General features: G+C 52.0%; 17 protein-coding genes. 10 read left to right on the top strand and 7 right to left on the bottom strand.

All coding sequences use genetic code 11. The features are described from left to right. The first annotated feature begins 131 nt into the window (after positions 1-131). From HRU78_14090 to HRU78_14080, 3 genes are read left to right on the top strand one after another with little or no spacing between them, the layout of a single operon-like run. Positions 132-1,439 carry a TolC family protein gene (locus HRU78_14090; protein QOJ25073.1) on the top strand — a complete coding sequence of 436 codons (1,308 nt, stop codon included), beginning with the start codon at positions 132-134 and terminating at the stop codon, positions 1,437-1,439. A 24-nt stretch (positions 1,440-1,463) separates the two neighbouring features. Continuing rightward, positions 1,464-3,035 (top strand): efflux RND transporter periplasmic adaptor subunit, encoded by a 1,572-nt coding sequence (locus HRU78_14085; protein ID QOJ24638.1) that lies wholly within the window; start codon positions 1,464-1,466, stop codon positions 3,033-3,035. A gap of 11 nt (positions 3,036-3,046) precedes the next feature. Continuing rightward, entirely contained in the window at positions 3,047-6,184 is a 3,138-nt protein-coding gene (locus HRU78_14080) for an efflux RND transporter permease subunit (GenBank protein ID QOJ24637.1), read from the top strand. Positions 6,185-6,324: 140 nt separating this feature from the next. Here HRU78_14080 and HRU78_14075 read toward each other — a convergent pair whose 3' ends face one another. The 3 genes from HRU78_14075 to HRU78_14065 all read right to left on the bottom strand — a co-directional run bounded on the left by HRU78_14075 (position 6,325) and on the right by HRU78_14065 (position 7,398). After that, the gene (locus HRU78_14075; protein ID QOJ24636.1) at positions 6,325-6,732 is read right to left on the bottom strand and encodes a hypothetical protein; all 408 of its coding nucleotides are present in this window, start codon (positions 6,730-6,732) and stop codon (positions 6,325-6,327) included. Between the two features lie 87 nt (positions 6,733-6,819). Then, positions 6,820-7,098, bottom strand: coding sequence for a putative addiction module antidote protein (locus HRU78_14070; protein QOJ24635.1), 279 nt, complete (start codon positions 7,096-7,098; stop codon positions 6,820-6,822). Positions 7,099-7,101: 3 nt separating this feature from the next. Further along, a complete protein-coding gene (locus HRU78_14065; protein ID QOJ24634.1) occupies positions 7,102-7,398 on the bottom strand; it encodes a type II toxin-antitoxin system RelE/ParE family toxin in 297 nt (98 codons plus the stop codon). A 144-nt stretch (positions 7,399-7,542) separates the two neighbouring features. Between HRU78_14065 and HRU78_14060 the strand changes: the two genes are divergently transcribed. The 4 genes from HRU78_14060 (at position 7,543) to HRU78_14045 (ending at position 10,558) form a co-directional block, all read left to right on the top strand. Next, complete coding sequence (locus tag HRU78_14060) at positions 7,543-8,415, top strand: EamA family transporter (GenBank protein ID QOJ24633.1); 873 nt, start codon at positions 7,543-7,545, stop codon at positions 8,413-8,415. 162 nt (positions 8,416-8,577) lie between these two features. After that, entirely contained in the window at positions 8,578-9,459 is an 882-nt protein-coding gene (locus HRU78_14055) for a hypothetical protein (protein QOJ24632.1), read from the top strand. 73 nt (positions 9,460-9,532) lie between these two features. Then, complete coding sequence (locus tag HRU78_14050; protein QOJ24631.1) at positions 9,533-10,228, top strand: class I SAM-dependent methyltransferase; 696 nt, start codon at positions 9,533-9,535, stop codon at positions 10,226-10,228. Between the two features lie 99 nt (positions 10,229-10,327). Next, entirely contained in the window at positions 10,328-10,558 is a 231-nt protein-coding gene (locus HRU78_14045; GenBank protein QOJ24630.1) for a sulfurtransferase TusA family protein, read from the top strand. Between the two features lie 33 nt (positions 10,559-10,591). On the opposite strand, the gene pmbA is transcribed toward HRU78_14045, so the two are convergent. Continuing rightward, positions 10,592-11,950: a metalloprotease PmbA gene (gene pmbA / locus HRU78_14040; protein QOJ24629.1), complete on the bottom strand. Its 1,359-nt coding sequence runs from the start codon at positions 11,948-11,950 to the stop codon at positions 10,592-10,594. A 48-nt stretch (positions 11,951-11,998) separates the two neighbouring features. On the opposite strand from pmbA, the gene HRU78_14035 reads away from it, so the two are divergent. Further along, complete coding sequence (locus tag HRU78_14035) at positions 11,999-12,550, top strand: DUF615 domain-containing protein (GenBank protein ID QOJ24628.1); 552 nt, start codon at positions 11,999-12,001, stop codon at positions 12,548-12,550. Positions 12,551-12,613: 63 nt separating this feature from the next. Beyond that, the gene (locus HRU78_14030) at positions 12,614-13,381 is read left to right on the top strand and encodes a hypothetical protein (protein ID QOJ24627.1); all 768 of its coding nucleotides are present in this window, start codon (positions 12,614-12,616) and stop codon (positions 13,379-13,381) included. A 182-nt stretch (positions 13,382-13,563) separates the two neighbouring features. Here HRU78_14030 and HRU78_14025 read toward each other — a convergent pair whose 3' ends face one another. The 3 genes from HRU78_14025 to HRU78_14015 form a co-directional block, all read right to left on the bottom strand. After that, on the bottom strand, positions 13,564-14,844 hold the full coding sequence (locus tag HRU78_14025) for a cytochrome c (GenBank protein QOJ24626.1): 1,281 nt from the start codon (positions 14,842-14,844) through the stop codon (positions 13,564-13,566). Then, positions 14,841-15,560: a cytochrome c4 gene (locus HRU78_14020; protein QOJ25072.1), complete on the bottom strand. Its 720-nt coding sequence runs from the start codon at positions 15,558-15,560 to the stop codon at positions 14,841-14,843. The genes HRU78_14025 and HRU78_14020 overlap by 4 nt, the downstream gene beginning before the upstream one ends. Before the next feature lie 259 nt (positions 15,561-15,819). Further along, complete coding sequence (locus HRU78_14015) at positions 15,820-16,743, bottom strand: histone deacetylase family protein (GenBank protein QOJ24625.1); 924 nt, start codon at positions 16,741-16,743, stop codon at positions 15,820-15,822. A 249-nt stretch (positions 16,744-16,992) separates the two neighbouring features. On the opposite strand from HRU78_14015, the gene HRU78_14010 reads away from it, so the two are divergent. After that, positions 16,993-18,039: a hypothetical protein gene (locus HRU78_14010; protein QOJ24624.1), complete on the top strand. Its 1,047-nt coding sequence runs from the start codon at positions 16,993-16,995 to the stop codon at positions 18,037-18,039. Positions 18,040-18,092: the final 53 nt, after the last annotated feature.

Here is an 18,092-nt window from a genome sequence, read left to right as displayed (position 1 = left end):
CATGGCTCGTTCATTACCGGCGAGCCCGATTGGATTATCTATCAGGAGAGCAACATGTTCCTTTCATGGGTTATTGAAATTCATCAATCAAGGCAGAATTCCGCCAGGAGGCGGCAGTGAGCCGCGCTGGCATGATCATGGTTGCGCTGCAGGCCGTCATGATTACAACCGCAGTACAGGGACAGGAAGTCATTTCGAGTAAAACCGGCAGCGGGGTATTGGCGCAATCAGTCAGTTCCCGCAACGAAACTCCGCTGTCCGGCTTAATTGCAGAAGTATTGCAGAATAACCCGGAAATCCGGGCAGCTCAGCAAGAACGCGAAGCCGCGCGGCAACGCATAGCACCGGCAGCGGCGTTGGATGATCCCATGCTCGAAGCCGGTGTGATCAATGCGCCTTTGGCGTCTTCACCGTTTCACCGCGAGGACATGACGATGAAAATGATCGGCTTGTCGCAGCGCTTGCCGTTTCCGGGCAAACGCGGTCTGCGCAAGGAAGTGGCCAGCAAAGATGCGGAAGCCATTGAGCAGGGTTATCACGAAACGGTTAACCGCGTCGTGCATGACCTCAAAACAGCCTACTTTGATCTCGGGCTTACGCTGGAAATGATCCGGCTGGCTGAAAAAAATAAACAAACCCTTGAACATTTTCTGCGCACTGCCGAAGCGCGTTATCAAGCCGGGCAAGGCAATCAGGCCGATGTGCTGAAAGCGCAGACACAGTTATCGAAAATGCTCGACCGGTTGCTGAGTCTGGCGCGAGAACAACCGGTTTTTGAAGCGGAGATGATTCGCGCGCTGGGGCGCAGCGCCAAGGAGAAAATGCCAATCCCAATGCCGCTGCACCTGCAAGAAGTTCCTTTAGCGCTGGAAACATTGCAGCAACATGCACTGGCAGAACGCCCGCAATTGCTAGCACTGCAGAGCTTGATTGCGCGTAACGAAAAATCGGTTGCTTTAGCGCGCAAAGCATACTACCCGGATCTGGATGTCCGTGTATCGTATGGTCAGCGCGACAACATGCTGGACGGCACGCGGCGCGACGACATGGTCAGTATGACGGTGGCGGTTAATCTGCCTGTATGGCGCGGCAATAAAATCGAACCGCGCATTCTCGAATCGGAAGCGTTGCGCGACCAAGCGGTCAGCTTGTATCAAGCGCAAACGAATGAAATCACCGCAAAACTGCGGCAGCAAATCGCGATTGCCGAGCAAAGCCTGAAATCGGTCAAGCTCTATCGAACCGCTATCCTTCCGCAAGCCAAGCTAACCGTTGAATCCGCACTATCCGCCTACCAGGCCGGCCGGGTTGATTTTCTAACCTTGCTGGATAACCAAATGACCGTGTTTGATTACGAAGCCAATCTTATTACCGCGATGGCCAGTTATAACAAGGCGCTGGCGGAAATCGATTTTCTCGTTGGCAAGAAACAGCACTAACGGTTACCGATGAAGGAGTCACACATGCAGATGATTATCAAATTGATCATAGCCGGAATTGCGGTAACGGCCTTGCTAACTGCCGGTTACTGGTGGGGTAAAACACAGTCGCGGATCGATACCGCAACAATTTCCGTGCAGACGGACAGTAAAGAAAAAAAAGTGCTTTATTACCGCAACCCGATGGGTTTGCCTGACACGTCTCCAGTTCCCAAAAAAGATCCAATGGGAATGGATTATTTGCCGGTTTACGAAGGCGATGAGCCGTCTGTGGAACAAAATGCCGTCACCATCAGCACGGAAAAAGTGCAGAAGCTAGGGGTGCGCACCGAAGCTGCGATGCTGCGTGAACTGGTGCGTACAGTGCGGGCGGTTGCGACGATTCAGATCGACGAACGCACACAATATACAGCCGTAACCAAATTTGAAGGCTGGATTCACCGCCTTTACGTCGATGCCACCGGGCAAGCGGTCAAAAAAGGCGATGCCTTGATGGATGTCTATAGTCCCGAATTGCTGACTGCCCAGCAGGAATATCTGATCGCAACCAGAGGATTGCAAGCTGTCGCCGCCGCTGACACGGAAACACGCGCCGCGATGCAGCGGCTGGTTGCCGCCGCACTGCAAAAACTGCGCAACTGGGATATTGCAGAAGCCGAGTTAAGGCGCTTGCAACAAAGCGAGCAAGTGCAGCAATACATGACGTTACGCGCCCAAGCCAATGGTGTGGTGCTGGCAAAGAAAGCGGTATCCGGGCAACGCTTCATGCCGGGAGAAACACTCTATGAAATCGCCGACTTATCGAAGGTATGGTTGCTGGCCGATGTGTTCGAGCAGGATCTCGGCATGATTCATCCAGGTCAACGGGTCACGATCCGCATCGACGCTTACCCCGATAAGGTTTTTAACGGCAAAGTAGCCTTCGTTTATCCGGCTGTTACGCCGGAGACACGCACCGCCAGTGTACGCATTGAGCTTCCCAATCCCGATGGGATGCTCAAGCCCGCCATGTATGCGCATGTCGAATTCGCGTCGTTCCACACCAAAAACAAAGTGTTGACCGTGCCGGATTCCGCCGTGCTGGATACCGGCACCCGGCGGGTGGTTCTGGTGGATCTGGGGGGCGGCCGCTTCGAGCCGCGCACGGTGAAGCTGGGCATGCATGCCGACGGTTATGCCGAAGTGCTGGGCGGGCTCCGGGCAGGGGAAGCGGTCGTGGTTAAGGCGAATTTCCTGATCGATGCAGAAAGCAATTTCAAAAGCGCGCTCAATAGTTTTGGTCACGACACTTATTATCCCGTCGATCAGCAGGAAATCGAATCCGGCTCAGCGATTTTGTCGCCCGCGCGAGTGCAGTACCGGGGGGAAGGCCGCATTGAGGCGATCGACCTTACGCACGCGGTCATTACGCTTGCGCATGGCCCCATCGAAAGTTTGCAATGGCCAGCGATGACCATGGATTTCCGCGTGCAAGAACCGGCTTTGCTGAATTCATTCAAGCCCGGTCAAAAAGTCCTTTTTGAGATTGCAAAAGAATCCGCTGGCGAATTTGTCATTGTGCGCATCCAGTCCGCAGATACCTTTCACGATCATTAGGAGACGCCGGTATGCTGAAGAACATCATTGAATGGTCGATCCGCAATGTTTTTCTGGTACTGCTCGGCACAGCTTTTATCGCTGGCAGCGGTATTTATGCCTTATGGAAAATGCCGGTCGATGCGATTCCGGATCTCTCCGATGTGCAGGTCATCATTTATACGGAATATCCCGGTCAGGCGCCGCAGGTTGTTGAAGACCAGATCACCTACCCGCTCACCACCGCCATGCTGGCAGTGCCACGGGCAAAAGTTGTGCGTGGCTTGTCGGCGTTTGGGGCTTCGTTCATTTATGTCATTTTTGCGGATGGCACCGACATTTACTGGGCGCGATCGCGCGTGCTGGAATACCTGAATTTTGCCGCCAGCCAGCTACCGCGCGATGTGCGGCCCGCACTCGGCCCCGATGCGACCGGCGTTGGCTGGATTTATCAATACGTCGTGACGGCCCAGGATCGCACCTTAGATGAACTGCGCACCCTGCAGGATTGGTTTTTGCGCTATCAACTCACCACGACGCACGGAATTTCGGAAGTCGCCAGTGTCGGCGGATTTGTCAAAAACTACCAAATCACGGTCGATCCGCGCCGCCTTCAAGCTTATGACATTCCGTTGAAACGCATCACCGAAGTCATCGCCGCCAGCAACCGCGACGTGGGCGGACGTGTCATCGAGCTGGCGGAAACGGAATACATGGTGCGCGGCCGCGGCTATCTGAAAAGTATCGGCGATCTGGAAAATCTAGTAGTCAGGGCGCACATCGGCAAACCGGTATTGTTGCGAGACGTTGCCCGCATCGAACTGGTTCCCGGGGAGCGGCGCGGCATCACCGAGCTCAATGGTGAAGGCGAAGCGGTATCCGGTGTCGCGGTGGCGCGCTACGGCGAGAATGCGTTGCAGGTGATCGGCGATCTCGAAGCGAAGATCGATCAGATCAAACCGGGTTTGCCGCAGGATGTTGCGGTAACATCGGTTTACAATCGCTCCGAGCTGATTCACCGCGCCATTGCCACGCTGAAAGAAGTATTTGTTGAGCAAATCGTCATCGTGGCGCTGGTTTGCATGGTATTCCTCATGCATGTGCGTAGCGCGCTGGTTGCGATCATTATGCTACCGGTCGGGGTATTGATCGCGTTCACCGCCATGACGCAGCTCGGTATCAATTCCAATATCATGAGTCTTGCCGGGATCGCGCTGGCGATTGCGGAAATGACCGATGCCGCCATTGTCATGGTGGAAAACGCGCACAAGCACCTGGCACGGTTAAGACCCGGGGAATCTCGTACTAATGCGGTGATTACCGCGTGTCAGGAAGTTGGACCATCGCTGTTCTTCAGTCTGTTGATCATCACCGTTTCGTTTCTTCCGGTATTCGCGCTGGAAGCGCAGGAAGGGCGCATGTTTCAGCCGCTGGCCTACACCAAGACGTTCGCCATGGCTGGTGCTGCCATGTTGTCCATCACGCTGGTTCCGGTGCTGATTCTGCTGTTGATCCGCGGCCGCATTCCTGAGGAAAAAGATAATCCGCTCGGCCGCTGGATGATCCGCTGGTATCAACCGGTTGTGGCCTGGGTCATGCGCTGGAAAAAATCCGTGCTGGTGATTGCGCTGGGTGTGCTGGGCGCTACCGTCTATCCGGCGATGAAACTGGGCACCGAATTCATGCCAACGTTGAACGAGGGCACGCTGTTATACATGCCTGTCACATTGCCGGGTATTTCGGTGACCAAGGCGGCGGAAACGATGCAAACGCAAAACAAAATCATCATGAGCTTTCCCGAAGTCGCTTCGGTGTTCGGCAAAGCGGGGCGCGCCGATACCGCCACCGATCCGGCGCCGCTGGAAATGACCGAAACGATCATCAATCTGAAACCGGAAAGCGAATGGCGTCCTGACATGACCATCGACACCTTGATTGCCGAACTCGACCGGGCGTTGCAAATCCCCGGTGTCGCCAACGCCTGGACCATGCCGATCAAGAACCGCACCGATATGCTGGCGACTGGCATCCGCACGCCGGTTGGAATCAAGGTGTTCGGCAGTAACTTGAACGAAATCGAAACCATCGCCAAACAAATCGAAGCGGCCGTAAAAACCGTACCAGGTACCGCCAGTGCCTACGCCGAACGCATCACGGGCGGGTATTACCTGGACATCGAACCGGATCGTCTGGCATTGGCGCGTTACGGCTTGGCGGTCGGCGATCTGCTCGAAGTCATTTCGGTAGCGCTGGGCGGGGCTGTCATAACCACTACGGTAGAAGGCCGCGAGCGTTTCGATGTTGCCATCCGTTATCCTCGCGAACTGCGCAGCGACCCGCAAGCCATTGCCACGCAAGTGCTGGTACCCGCAATGGGCGGCACCATGATTCCGCTCGGACAATTGGCGCAAGTCAAACTGGTGCAAGGGCCGCCGAGTATCCGTACAGAGAATGCGCTGCTGTCCGCCTACATCTTCGTCGACATCCGCGACCGCGACATCGGTGGTTATATTGCCGATGCGCAACAGGCCGTGCGCGATCAAGTGCAATTTCCCTCCGGATACTATGCGACTTGGAGTGGACAATTCGAATACATGGAGCGTGCTGCCGAGAAACTGAAGCTGGTGGTGCCGCTGACCATTCTGATGGTGTTTTTGCTGGTGTATCTGAACTTCGGCCGCCTGACCGAGACACTGATCGTGATGCTGTCGGTGCCATTTTCGCTGGTCGGCGGCATCTGGCTAATGTGTTGGCTTGATTACAACTTAAGCATCGCTGCGGTGGTCGGTTTCATTGGCCTGATCGGCATCGCCGCCGAATCCGGCATGGTAATGCTGGCCTTCATCGATCAATCGCTAACCACGATTACCCAGCAACGCAAAGCGATGGCGGAAAAAGTGATGATTGCGGATTTGTACGATGCCGTGGTGCAAGGCGCAGTGTACCGCATTCGCCCGGTCATGATGACCATCGCCGGCAGCGTCATCGGCCTGCTGCCGGTCATGTTCAGCACCGGCACCGGCTCCGAAATCATGCGCCGCATCGCCGCCCCGATGGTCGGCGGCATGGTTTCCGCGACGATCCTGACACTGATTATTTTCCCGGCGGTGTATGCGGTGGTGAAGGAAATTCCATTGCGACGGATGGCAGTAAATGACAATAAACAGTAGGGTGGATAAGCGTAGCGCCATCCACCGAGGGTTATGCGTTAGTGTGGATGGAGATAAATTGTAAGGGAGACACTGTTATATGCAGTTATACAAAATACGATACTAGTCCTTTTTCTTCGGACACTGACTGGAACGATGTGTTACGTTTGCTCTGGTAGCCCAAGTTTTCGTCGAATAAAATCTTCAATATCATGGGCATCACCCCAATTTGTGGTATTGGAGTATCCAATCAGTTTTCTTGCGGCCTCTCTAGGAGCTTGTCCTTTCAAGCTTAGCCACTGTAAATACCACCATGGTAATTCCAGGATGGCGGCCGTTAATTGTGCGGAGGATTTTCTATTAGCAAGAATGCGCTCTCGATACAAGGCTTTCATTTCCTCATTTAGATCATCCGCATTAACCACCTGGGCATAGTAAATAAAATCCATCAGAACTTGGTTTCTGATATTTTTATATCTTAGGATTGGCTGAATAGAGAATGTGGTAAACCAATAGCCTACTGCGCCAGAAACTATACCTATAAATACCGCCAAAAGCTTTGGATCCATTATCGGTTGCCTTGTAAACATGACTAGAATAGATCATAGGATCAAGCCGTACAATTAACAGCCCTCCCAAGCCTCGAATCACAACACTCAAGAAACTACCAACTTGCACCCCAGTGCTTCAACAATCTTGGCGATGGTTTCGAATTCCGGGTTGCCGTCTTCCGACAGGGATTTGTATAGACTTGCTCGCGTTACACCAACCTGCTTGGCTATTTCGGTCATGCCTTTGGCGCGTGCGGCGGTGTTTAGGGCGTGTATCAAGTCGGATGTGTCGCCCGTCTTCGCAACCTCTCGCAGAAATTCACGGATGTCTTCATCGGTTTCAAGGTGGGTTGCAATGTCGAGTTTTTTGATTTTAACGGTCATTGGTTAATCTCCAAGCATTTCAAGGATTATTCCGGCTTTTTCAATATCTTTGGTTTGGCTGCTTTTGTTACCGCCAGACAGTAGCAAGATCACGCGATCATCGTGAATTGTGTAATAAATCCTGATACCGCCATCGAAGAAACAGCGCAGTTCAAACAGATTATTCTTGATGATTTTGTAATCACCAAAATTGCCATTTTCGATTCGAGCAAAACGCGCGAGCAGCTTGTTTCGTGTTGTGTGATCCAGCTTCTGAAACCATTCGTCAAATATTCCTGTCGTTGATAGTTCGTATTTCATTGGTAAATTGTATTTTATAGGAAACAGAATGGCAATATTCTTGTAATGGAATCTATTGAGATTTCAAGTATTCTTATCAAATACGCCGGATACCATGATGACTTATGATTCCGGGAATTTAACTTACTCTAAGTACAGAAAATAATGCACCTGCAGCACATTGCACTGGCCATCGCGGTGGCGGTGATCTGGGGATTCAATTTCGTCATGATCAAGGCAGGGCTTGATGAGTTGCCGCCGATTCTGCTGTGCGCGTTGCGGTTCTTTTTTGCGGCGTTCCCGGCGGTCTTTTTCATCCGGCGGCCTAATATCGCTTTCCGGCAAGTGGCGGCTTTTGGGTTTGTCATGTTCGCGCTGCAGTTCACGTTGCTATTTTTTGGCATGGCTGCGGGAGCAACAGCGGGTCTCGCTTCGTTGCTGCTGCAAGTTCAGGTATTTTTTACCATTTTACTGGCGGTCGTGTTTTTGCATGAAAAGCCATCTGTTTGGCAGATCGCCGGGGCGATTATTTCATTCTCCGGTATCGGGCTGGTCGCAGCCAATCTGGGCGGTGATATCTCAGCGTTGGGCATGGGCCTGATCATTGCAGCAGCGGCGTCGTGGGGCGCGGGCAATCTGATTGTCAAACGGCTTGGCAAAATCGATATGCTGGCGCTGGTTATTTGGGGAAGTTTCGTAGCATGGCCACCCCTTTTGCTGGTGTCGTTCATCTTTGAACAATACTTCTGGGATCTCGAAGGCTTATCCGGGCTCACCTGGCGCTCTGCCGCCGCCATTAGCTACAATGCGTATCCGGTTACCCTGCTGGGCTTTGCGGCGTGGAACTGGTTAATGAGTCATTATCCGGCTGCGACAGTAGCTCCGTTTTCGCTTCTTGTGCCGGTGTTCGGGTTTGCGAGTTCGGCAATGGTTTTGGGTGAGCCCATCCATTCTTGGAAAGTTATGGCTACCGCTTTAATCATTGCAGGCCTGGGTATTAACTTAATGGCAGCCCGCATCGCTGCAACGCGTTTCTAGCCGGGTAATCAGCCTGTACGGCAATTTTCGCGCTGATCATTTTCCTGGTGGTTTTAAACAAGCTGATTATAATAGTCAAATCGATCCGTCGATTCCTTTGCTTCGAATAGAAAGGGCGTGTAATTCCGAACTCGCTGTAAAACTGCTGATAAGGAGAAAACAATGTCATTAGGCTATTACAAACTGATCAAAGGGCAACTCGCTGTAATGCATCGCCAATCCCCGGATGGAGACAGTATGCGCTTTATCGCGGATGATATGTCCCTGTTTTCGGACCTCCCCCGGTATTCGGAACCGAGCGAAGCCAATGGCACCGAAAGCTACCAGCTTCGTTTTCAAGCCATCGATACACCCGAGTTACATTACGGCGGAGCCGCGCAGCCTCATGGCCGAGAAAGCCGGAACGGTTTGTTGAAATGGCTGGGGGAGAATCCCAAAGAATGGGATTGGGATATTGCACCGGCTGGCTTCCATTGGGTAAAACGTGCGGAGATATTGACCGACGGTTTTGAAGGGCATGGCAGGCCGATCGCGTTTGTGCTGCTCGATTCCGGATTAGAGGACGGCGCCGAAACAAAACTGACGCAAGCATTACTCAAGAAAACCTACAACTATTACGCAGTCGAATCAGGTTTAGCTTATCTCGGATTTTACTCGGGCGGTCTTGCTTTGGAGACCAAGACAAATCTTATCGCGGCCTATAAAAAAGCCAAAACCGCCCGGCGCGGAATCTGGAAGCTCGACAAAACAGGCCAATTCTCTGTGACAACGCTGGATGATCTCGGACCCGAGCAAGGTTCGCTCATTTATCCCAAGATCTTCCGTCGTTGCGTGGATGCCTTGAAATGGGCAGGCGGTGCGTTTGAGCCCGGCATGGATCTGGATGATTTTCTTGCGCAAAAACCGAGTGAAGACGACAAATTTATCGTGCATACGGCGCATGAAGGCCGCATCAAGAGCCGGTTGAGCGATGCTTTGGAGCAGGTGAATAACCAAATCAAGATCCAAGTCGACCTTAATACAGTGGAATTCGTCTCGAAGTAGTTGATACTTTTTAGCATCCGCAATCTGACCGGGTAGCTTAACGAGAGTATCTAAGGATCATGATTCCTATTGCATGAAAAAGCAGCCACATTTCATTCCGGCGTTTCATTTTCACTGGTTGACGCGCTGGTACGATCCCATGATGCGGTGGCTGTTTCCCGAGTCTGGAATCAAAGCAGCGCTGATCGCGCAAGCGCATATCCAGGCGGGCCAGGCTGTTTTGGATGCGGGCTGCGGTACCGGTACGCTGACGCTGCTGATCAAACAAACTGTGCCAGATGCCACCGTTTATGGATTGGATATGGATTTCCAGGCATTGCACATCGCGCAGGAAAAAGCCGGGAAAACGGGAGCAACCGTCTTTCTGCAACTAGGGTCGGCGGCTTGCCTTCCCTATCCGGATGAAAGTTTCGATCGTGTGTTTGCCAGTTTGATGCTGCATCATTTGACCCGCCAGGATAAACAGCACATGTTGCGGGAAGTATTTCGTGTGCTGAAACCCGGGGGCGAGTTGCATGTGGCGGATTTCGGCGTACCGCACGATGCCGCTATGTGGCTGATCTCGTGTGTCATGCGCTGGTTTGAAGAAATTCACGATCACATTCTCGGCCTGTTGCCGGTTTTTATGGCGGATGCCGGGTTCGATCCGGTTCGAGAAACGGCGCGTTATCGCACGATGGTGGGTCTCGTTTCTTTATACTGCGCCAGCAAACCCGGGAGAAATGGCTCCGCCGAGCAAAGAACAGGAAACACCAAGAAATCTCGATAGCTAACCGAACTCAATTCCGTGTTTTATTCTGCCGGATTGGCTTTGAATTTGGCGTTACAGGCAGTATAGTATTGCGCCAAAAATTGATGCGACTGAGAAATGCAGAAAGTAGATAAAGAACTGGATGCGCGCGGCCTGAATTGCCCGCTGCCCATTTTACGCACCAAACAATCGCTGGCTGGGATGGTCAGCGGACAAATCTTGAAAATCGTCGCCACCGATCCGGGTTCCGTGATCGATTTTCAGGTTTTTGCCGAACAAACTGGAAATGAGTTGTTATCGTTATCTGAAATCGGGCAGGAGTTCGTTTTTTTGCTGAAAAAACGCTAACAGGCGAATGCCTTTTACCTTCCGGACACTACCTTAACCGCCCGCGACTGTCATGCGGTTGATCAATACCGAGCCACACTGTTTCGATCCGCGCACTATGACATCGTTGCCGATGGCCGCGATGCCCTGAAACATATCCTTCAGGTTGCCGGCGATGGTGATTTCTTCCACCGGATGGCTGATGGCGCCGTTTTCCACCCAGAAGCCGGAAGCGCCGCGCGAATAATCGCCGGTGACGGCATTAATGCCATGACCGAGTAATTCGGTGACCAGCAGGCCGGTGCCCATTTGTTTCAGCAGAGCATCGAAGCTGATCGCCGCGCCGTTTTGCATGATCAGGTTGTGCGCGCCGCCCGCATTACCGGTGGTACGCATGCCGAGTTTGCGTGCGGAATAGCTGCCCAGAAAGTAGCCTTGCACGACGCCGTTTTCCACTACATTGCGATCGACGGTGGCGACGCCGTCGTCGTCAAACGGGCCGCTCGCCAATCCTTTGTGCAGATGCGGGCGTTCCAGAATTTGGATATTCGGCGCAAAAACCGACTGTCCGATGCTATCCAGCAGGAAAGAGGATTTGCGGTATAAACTGCCGCCGCTCACCGCGCTGGCAAAATGCCCGATCAAACCAGAAGCAATCGGCGCTTCAAACAGAACCGGGACTTCGCGGGTATCGATTTTTCTTGCACCCAAGCGCGCTGCGCTGCGTTTGCCCGCTTTTTCCCCGATGCTTCGCACCGTTTCCAAGTCGGCGGCGTCGCGTGCCACGCTGTACCAGTAATCGCGCTGTTTGCTGTCGCCTTGCTCGGCGATCATGGCGCAACTGATGCTGTGGCGCGACAACGGGTAGCCGCCCATGAACCCCAGGCTGTTGGCATAAATAAACTGCGATTCGCTGACGGAAATCGTCGCGCCTTCGGAATTGGTGATACGCTTGTCCGCCGTAAAAGCCGCTTGCTCGCAGCTTTTCGCCAATTCAATCGCTTCTTCGACGCTGATTTGCCAAGGGTAATATAAATCCGGGCTGGGATAGCTTTTTGCCAGCAGTTCCGCTTCCGCCAGTCCGGCGCAATCGTCGTCCGCGGTATAGCGCGCAATCGACAGCGCCGCTGCCACCGTGTCGCTGATCGCCTGCGGCGAGAAATCCGATGTGCTGGCATTGCCACGCTTTTGCCCGATATACACCGTCACGGACAGTCCTTTGTCGCGATTGTATTCGATCGTTTCCACTGCATTCCGCCGCACTGTGACGGTCTGGCCGAAGCCGTCGGAAACATTGGTTTCGCAGGCGCTGGCGCCGCCTTTTTGAGCATGTTGCAGAATATCGCGGGCGATTTGCTGCAGCGTGCTGATGGAATAGGAAAATCGGGTATCGGAAACGGTCAAATTATTCATGTCGTGCAATCGGGATGAAAATATAAGCGGATTTCAAACGAGGAAGCTATGATAACAGCTTATTCACACTGCATTACACAGGTTACCGTGCAAAAAGAACCGGAATACGACGACAACGAAGAAATCGAACCAAGTAAAACGCAGCGCAAAAAAGACATGCACGCCTTGCAGGCCATCGGCGAGCAGCTGGTGGAACTGGATGCGAAAAAACTGGCCGAATTCGATCTGCCGGAAATTTTAGTCGACGCCATCGCGCTTGCCCGGCCGATGCAGAAACACGGCGCGCGCCGGCGGCAACTGCAATACATCGGCCGCCTGATGCGCGAAATCGACGCACTGCCGATCCAGCAAAAACTCGATTCCTGGCAACAAACCTCCAAACACCAAACCGCCCGGCTGCATCAACTGGAACGCTGGCGCGAACGCTTACTAAGCGATGAGCGCGCGCTCACCGAATTCGCCAAGCAATACCCGCAAGCCGACTTGCAGCGCCTGCGGCTACTGATCCGCAATGCGCAAAAGGAAAAAGCGGCTGAAAAACCACCGAAGAGCTTCCGGTTGCTGTTCCAGGAGTTGCAGGGGATTGTTGTTGTCACATAATGTGCCATGACTAATTTTGAATAGATTTCTAGGGTCATCCTTTTTACAATCCTACTAGGTTTTATGGATTCCTATCTGTCGACATTACTTCTCTCATTTCTGATTTATATTTTCGTTGAACTTTTATTCAGAGAATGGGTAATGAAATGCACTTCAAAAATTTCTCCGCCTTTCAGTGATTATTATCTTAATATCTGGCGGCCTATTACCATTCTCAGTCCGGGTCTATTGGTTTCTGGAAATTGTAAAGAATTAATTAAAAAAGAGTTCCCGTATGGAAAGATTCGCCGCAAGAGAGAATTAGCTAAATTTATTAAAGCTTCCAATTGCTGGAATTTAATTCTCAGCTTCTTTCTGCTTTGCATAACATTATTTCTTCAAGCAAATAATTTGCTATTAGATCTATTTAAGGCATTTGTTATGTGGCGTTACATATCAAGAAGTTTTGAAATTACGATCGCCTTTAGTAAAGACATACTCACTTCTGAGAGTGCATCATCTCTTGATAATCATGCGAGAATGAAGTTGGCAATTAGAAGCTATTTTGAAATATTTATTTATTCCTCTGCGTTTTATTCTGCTTTTTCATGCGATATGCTAACAATATTTGAGCCAGTCTTAATTTCACTATTTGTAGGTACACTCACCAATCTGTCAGGTGCTATAGATTCACTCACTCAATGTTGCATTCTCTCAAATGATTCAACATCTTGGATATTTCTTCTAAGGTGCTCTGTATATATTCAAGTTTTTGCTACATTGAGTCTGATATTTTTTGGTTTTGCAGGGTACTTGAGCAGGGTAAAATCCGATAAGAAAATCATCTCATAGTCGATCAAAGTGATTTTTTATTGCACTGACTGGACCTGCGGTATCGCCTACAAGCGTACATTAACCATCAGTGTGATTCCTGATTGATTCCTGATTCTGGGTGTAGCTATTCCGCCTTCCAGCGCCGAGACGATGCGGCCTGCTAACCCAAACTAAGAAATCTCCAGAAGAACCGCAGCGACTCAGAATTCGCTTCCCCGGCTGTTATCGACATCTTCCGGACTTACCAGGCTGCCAAGATTTCCCCATGCATTCCTTATGTAAGACACCACCTGGGCAATTTCAGGATCGCGAATGAAGTGCTGATAGGGCGGCATGCCATAGGGTCTCGGATTGCCGGCTGTGGCAGGAGGATACCCGCCGTACAGCACGCTGCGGATGGTGTTCAGCGGGGAACTCATGGTTACATTCCGGTTTCTCGCCAGCGGGGGGTAAATGCCCGGTACGCCTTGTCCCGATTCGCCGTGACAGTCCTGGCAGTGTTCTTTATATATCCGCTCCCCGAGGGCTAGATATTGGCGCACCTGTTCCGGCATTTTCCGGGCTTTTCGAGATGTTTTGGCGTTATCTTGCTTCTCGCCCAGGGATTGCAGGTAAACCGCCATCGAACGTAAATCATGGTCCGACAGATACTGCAGACTTTGCCGGACAATCGTTGCCATAGGGCCGGAAGTCACGGCATGGCCGTTTATCCCGGTGGACAGTAGCTCGACAATGTCCTCGATCGGCCATTCACTCACTCCGGCTTCCCGCGGGGATACCAAAGAGGGGGCATACCAGTAGGTGCCCATGATTTTACCTCCGGACAGTTTATCGTCCTGACTCGCTCCCCATACATTACGGGAGGTGTGGCAGGCGGTGCAGTGCCCGAGCCCCTGAACCAGATAATTACCCCGGTTCCACTCGTCGCTTTTTGATTTGTCCGGCTGATAAACACCTTCCTTGAAGTATCGGGTTCGCCAAAGAAACAGGAGAAACTGATTATCGTATGGTGAACTGATCTTGTGCGGCAGATTGGTCTGTACGACGGGCGGCAGCGAACGCAAATAGGCAAAGATCGCATCGGCGTCCGGCCGGGTAACCTTGGTATATTCGGTATACGGAAAAGCCGGGTACAAATAGCGGCCATCCTTTGACTTGCCATAATGCAGTGCTTGCCAGAAATCCTCGCCGTTCCAGCGGCCGATTCCGGTTTCGTTATCCGGCGTGATATTCGGTGTGACGAATTGACCGAAAGGCGTATTCAGCTTGCGCCCGCCCGCATAAGGCTCGCCTCCGCGCGTGGTATGACACCCCATGCAGTTGCCTGCCCGGGCAAGATACTCTCCGCGCCGGACCTGTTCCGCAGCGGAATCGACCGGCGTCTGAGCCGATGCCATTTGCACCAGGGACAGCAAACCGCCGGTAACAAAAGCGATGATCCGCCATTTGCCCGCAAACCCTGCTCTGCTCGAATTTCTCATCGTGCCATCTCCTTCCCGGACAAAATAGTCCGGCAGCGCTGCGCCAGTTCCGGGGTAAGCGCGTCCGCTCCGGCGGATTGCCCCGATACCGGCAGCCCGGGCAGCCACAGCACCAGCGCATTGACTTCTTCCTGCGTCAGTTTTTTGGCTATTTCCGACATGCAGTCGGGTATCTGGCCGCGCATGATCCCGCCATTGCGCCAGCCGCCGAACTGTGCAGCCAGATAAGCGTGCGGCAAGCCCAGCAGGCCGGGAATTGCCGGTTGCAGGCCCATCAACTTTTCGCCATGACAAGCGCTGCAGGCCGGAAGATCGCGTTCAGGGTCGCCAGAATACATCAGTGTTTCCACGGATTTTGTTTCAGCAGATGACAAGGCAGGCACTACCGGTTCCAGATGAGCGTAAGGCTGGGCAGCAAAATACTCGGCGATTTCCCGCATGTATTCATCCGACATGTTTTCGAGCAAAATGGCCATCGGCTGATAATAGCGCCGCCCATCACGAAAATTACGCAGCTGATTATAGAGATAGCCAGCCGGTTTGCCCGCAATACGCGGGAAATAGGCATCCCGGTCTATTAGATCAGCATCTCTATGGCAGATGATGCAGGGCTTTATCCGCTCTTCCAGGGTATCGGGTATTCCGGATGATGTTGGCTCGACAGCACTTGCCAGACCGGAAATCATCGTTAACAAGATAAAAGTAAAAAACTTCATTGACATGTGGATCCACGAAAAATAATTAAAATACCGGTAATTCTTCAGAATTCTCTCCTGAGCATTCGTATTGGCGCCAAGCGTCCTGTGGAACGAGCGTGTAAAACTATCAACCATTCCGGCAGCCGACGTGCAGAATCGCAGTGTATATCACTCCCTGTAATCCAAACAACCGGATAGAAAGCCTGGTTAACCGCTATGCGGCCGTATGAGCAACTAACCCGTCATCTCAGCGGTATTTACCGGTTGACTTCGCAGTTCAATCCGCTGCCAATACCCGAATATGCGCCGCCACGCACCGCCCCAGCGATTGCAATTCATACCCGCCTTCCAGCGCCGAGACGATGCGGCCGTGTGAGTATTTTGCGGCGATCGCCTTGATCTGCCGCGTGATCCAGACATAGTCTTCGTCTTCGAATTGCAGTTGTGCCATGTCGTCGTCGCGGTGCGCGTCGAACCCGGCGGAGACGAAGATCATATCGGGTTTGAAGCGGTCGAGCGCCGGCAGCCAGTGGTCGGTGACGGCTTGGCGGAATACGCCGCCATTGCTGCCGCGCGGCAGCGGCACGTTGATTATGCGCTCGGTGGTGCTGTTCGCGCCGCTGTAGGGATAGAAGGGATGCTGAAACGTCGAACACAGCATGACGTGCGGGTTGTCACGAAAAATCTCCTCGCTGCCGTTGCCGTGGTGCACATCAAAGTCGAGGATGGCGACTCGGTGCAAATTGTGCTGCGCAATCGCGTGCGCCACCCCCACCGCGATATTGTTGAACAGGCAAAATCCCATGGCACGATCCGATTCCGCGTGATGGCCGGGCGGGCGGACGGCGCAGAACGCATTGTTCACCGTACCGGCCAGAACCAGATCAGTCGCCAGTACAACCGCTCCCGCCGCGCGCAGTGCCGCGCTCAGCGAAAAGGGATTCATCGCGGTATCGGCATCCAATGCCATCAAACCGGCAGCAGGCGAAGCTTGCCGGATGCTTTCGATGTAATCCGCAGTATGCGCGCGCGCCAATTGTTCCGTGGTAGCCAGCGGCGCCTCGTAACGTTGCAGTTGCGCCAGCAATCTGGTGGCTTTCAGTTCGTTTTCGATGGCGGTTAAGCGCTGCGGACACTCTGGATGGTAAGCGCCCATATCGTGTTTGAGACAATCCGGGTGGAAGATGTAGGCTGTTTTCACTGTGGTTTTCCGCTGCGTCAAATTTAAGTTTGGTCATGCTGCATTGAAATCAGATTCGAAATGCTCATTTATCATTTGTAAACCGCGCTTTTTCGCCTGATTTTGCCTTGCCCGGCCGCCGCTCGCTATCATTTTCAGAGCTTCCCTAAAGTTTATACAATCAACCGGCTATACCATGATAAATTATCACCATTTTTAATCATAGCTGTTACGTTTAATCGCATTTTTTCGTCTTATGGGGAGTCGTAGATGAACGAGTTTATTGCCAAAATGTTGAAGTTTGTTTCGCTCGAATCACTGCTGGCAAGGGGCTGGCTGGAGCTAGTGCAGATTCTGATGCCAGTTTTCATTCTGGTATTGGTATTTCTCGGCCTGAGTTTCTTCATTCAGCACAAACGCTGGAAAGTCGCGGCATCGGTTGTGTGCGCTTTGCTCGCATTCGTTTATTTGCCGTATGAGTTTTATCGCCAATCGATGGTATTTGCACGCGCCGATGCCAATGTCAGCGAGATTCAAGGAAATTTACAGAATTATCTGGATTCGGCTAACTTAAAACATACCAAAGGCATCGCCGATAAGGAAGTGGCTGCGAGTATTCTGGATGAGATGATGCATGGCCTTAATCATGAAAAGAAAAAAGAACTGGTGCTGATTTCCTGGCTGGTTGCGGAAAGTGAAAAAAATGCGCTCAATCAGATCGACGGCAAACAGAAATCGCTCGGCGATGAGATTAAATCCAATTTAGCCGCGGCAAAAACAGAAATCATCGATTCGCGCCCACCGGTTGAGAAAATTTCCGACTCGATTGTCAAGAAGCTGGACGATGACGTCAAGGTTCTGATCGAAAGGAAAATGCAAGCATTCAAGCAGGAAATTGATGGCTCGCTGGATAACTTCAAAGAGAACATCAATACTTTCGTGCAAGGGGAACTGGGTAACTACCAAACGAAATTAGCCGGCATTACGCAGCAAAACGTCGATGAATTGCGCAATTACTCCAACAAAGCAAATCATGCATTTGCCGAGCAGGTCAATAAAGTCAATCAAGTGTCATTGAAAAAACTGGACGCGACCAAGGAAAGTATCGAAGGTGTCGGTGCCGCTTCGGATAGCAATCTGAAAAATATCGCGCAGCAAGTCAAGCAACTGTCGGCTTCGCTGGAAATCGCACAGAAAAAGAACGATATTTTGTTTGAATATAACGAATGCATGCGAACCTCCGGTTTGCTCGATATCGGCAATAAGGGCGAACAGTGCAAATCCAAGTTGCAGCAGGATTTGAGCGCATTGAGATAACCGGAATAGCGTGAATTGATCCGATGGTTTTCGTATTCAAAGCGGAAGCCATC

This window comes from Gammaproteobacteria bacterium, from assembly GCA_015709635.1.
Lineage (GTDB): Bacteria > Pseudomonadota > Gammaproteobacteria > Burkholderiales > Nitrosomonadaceae > Nitrosomonas.
The sequence above is the reverse complement of the archived record's forward strand: the minus strand, read 5'-3'. Positions and strand labels throughout refer to the sequence as shown.

What these genes read in the sequence shown, in the direction of transcription:
- HRU78_14070 (QOJ24635.1), bottom strand. Translation starts at nt 7,098, where the DNA reads ATGACCGTTAAAATCAAAAAACTCGACATTGCAACCCACCTTGAAACC.
- HRU78_14010 (QOJ24624.1), top strand. Translation starts at nt 16,993, where the DNA reads ATGAACGAGTTTATTGCCAAAATGTTGAAGTTTGTTTCGCTCGAATCA.
- HRU78_14050 (QOJ24631.1), top strand. Translation starts at nt 9,533, where the DNA reads ATGAAAAAGCAGCCACATTTCATTCCGGCGTTTCATTTTCACTGGTTG.
- HRU78_14080 (QOJ24637.1), top strand. Translation starts at nt 3,047, where the DNA reads ATGCTGAAGAACATCATTGAATGGTCGATCCGCAATGTTTTTCTGGTA.
- HRU78_14045 (QOJ24630.1), top strand. Translation starts at nt 10,328, where the DNA reads ATGCAGAAAGTAGATAAAGAACTGGATGCGCGCGGCCTGAATTGCCCG.
- HRU78_14055 (QOJ24632.1), top strand. Translation starts at nt 8,578, where the DNA reads ATGTCATTAGGCTATTACAAACTGATCAAAGGGCAACTCGCTGTAATG.
- HRU78_14030 (QOJ24627.1), top strand. Translation starts at nt 12,614, where the DNA reads ATGGATTCCTATCTGTCGACATTACTTCTCTCATTTCTGATTTATATT.
- HRU78_14035 (QOJ24628.1), top strand. Translation starts at nt 11,999, where the DNA reads ATGATAACAGCTTATTCACACTGCATTACACAGGTTACCGTGCAAAAA.
- HRU78_14085 (QOJ24638.1), top strand. Translation starts at nt 1,464, where the DNA reads ATGCAGATGATTATCAAATTGATCATAGCCGGAATTGCGGTAACGGCC.
- HRU78_14020 (QOJ25072.1), bottom strand. Translation starts at nt 15,560, where the DNA reads ATGAAGTTTTTTACTTTTATCTTGTTAACGATGATTTCCGGTCTGGCA.
- HRU78_14065 (QOJ24634.1), bottom strand. Translation starts at nt 7,398, where the DNA reads ATGAAATACGAACTATCAACGACAGGAATATTTGACGAATGGTTTCAG.
- HRU78_14075 (QOJ24636.1), bottom strand. Translation starts at nt 6,732, where the DNA reads ATGGATCCAAAGCTTTTGGCGGTATTTATAGGTATAGTTTCTGGCGCA.
- HRU78_14060 (QOJ24633.1), top strand. Translation starts at nt 7,543, where the DNA reads ATGCACCTGCAGCACATTGCACTGGCCATCGCGGTGGCGGTGATCTGG.
- HRU78_14025 (QOJ24626.1), bottom strand. Translation starts at nt 14,844, where the DNA reads ATGAGAAATTCGAGCAGAGCAGGGTTTGCGGGCAAATGGCGGATCATC.
- pmbA (QOJ24629.1), bottom strand. Translation starts at nt 11,950, where the DNA reads ATGAATAATTTGACCGTTTCCGATACCCGATTTTCCTATTCCATCAGC.
- HRU78_14090 (QOJ25073.1), top strand. Translation starts at nt 132, where the DNA reads ATGATCATGGTTGCGCTGCAGGCCGTCATGATTACAACCGCAGTACAG.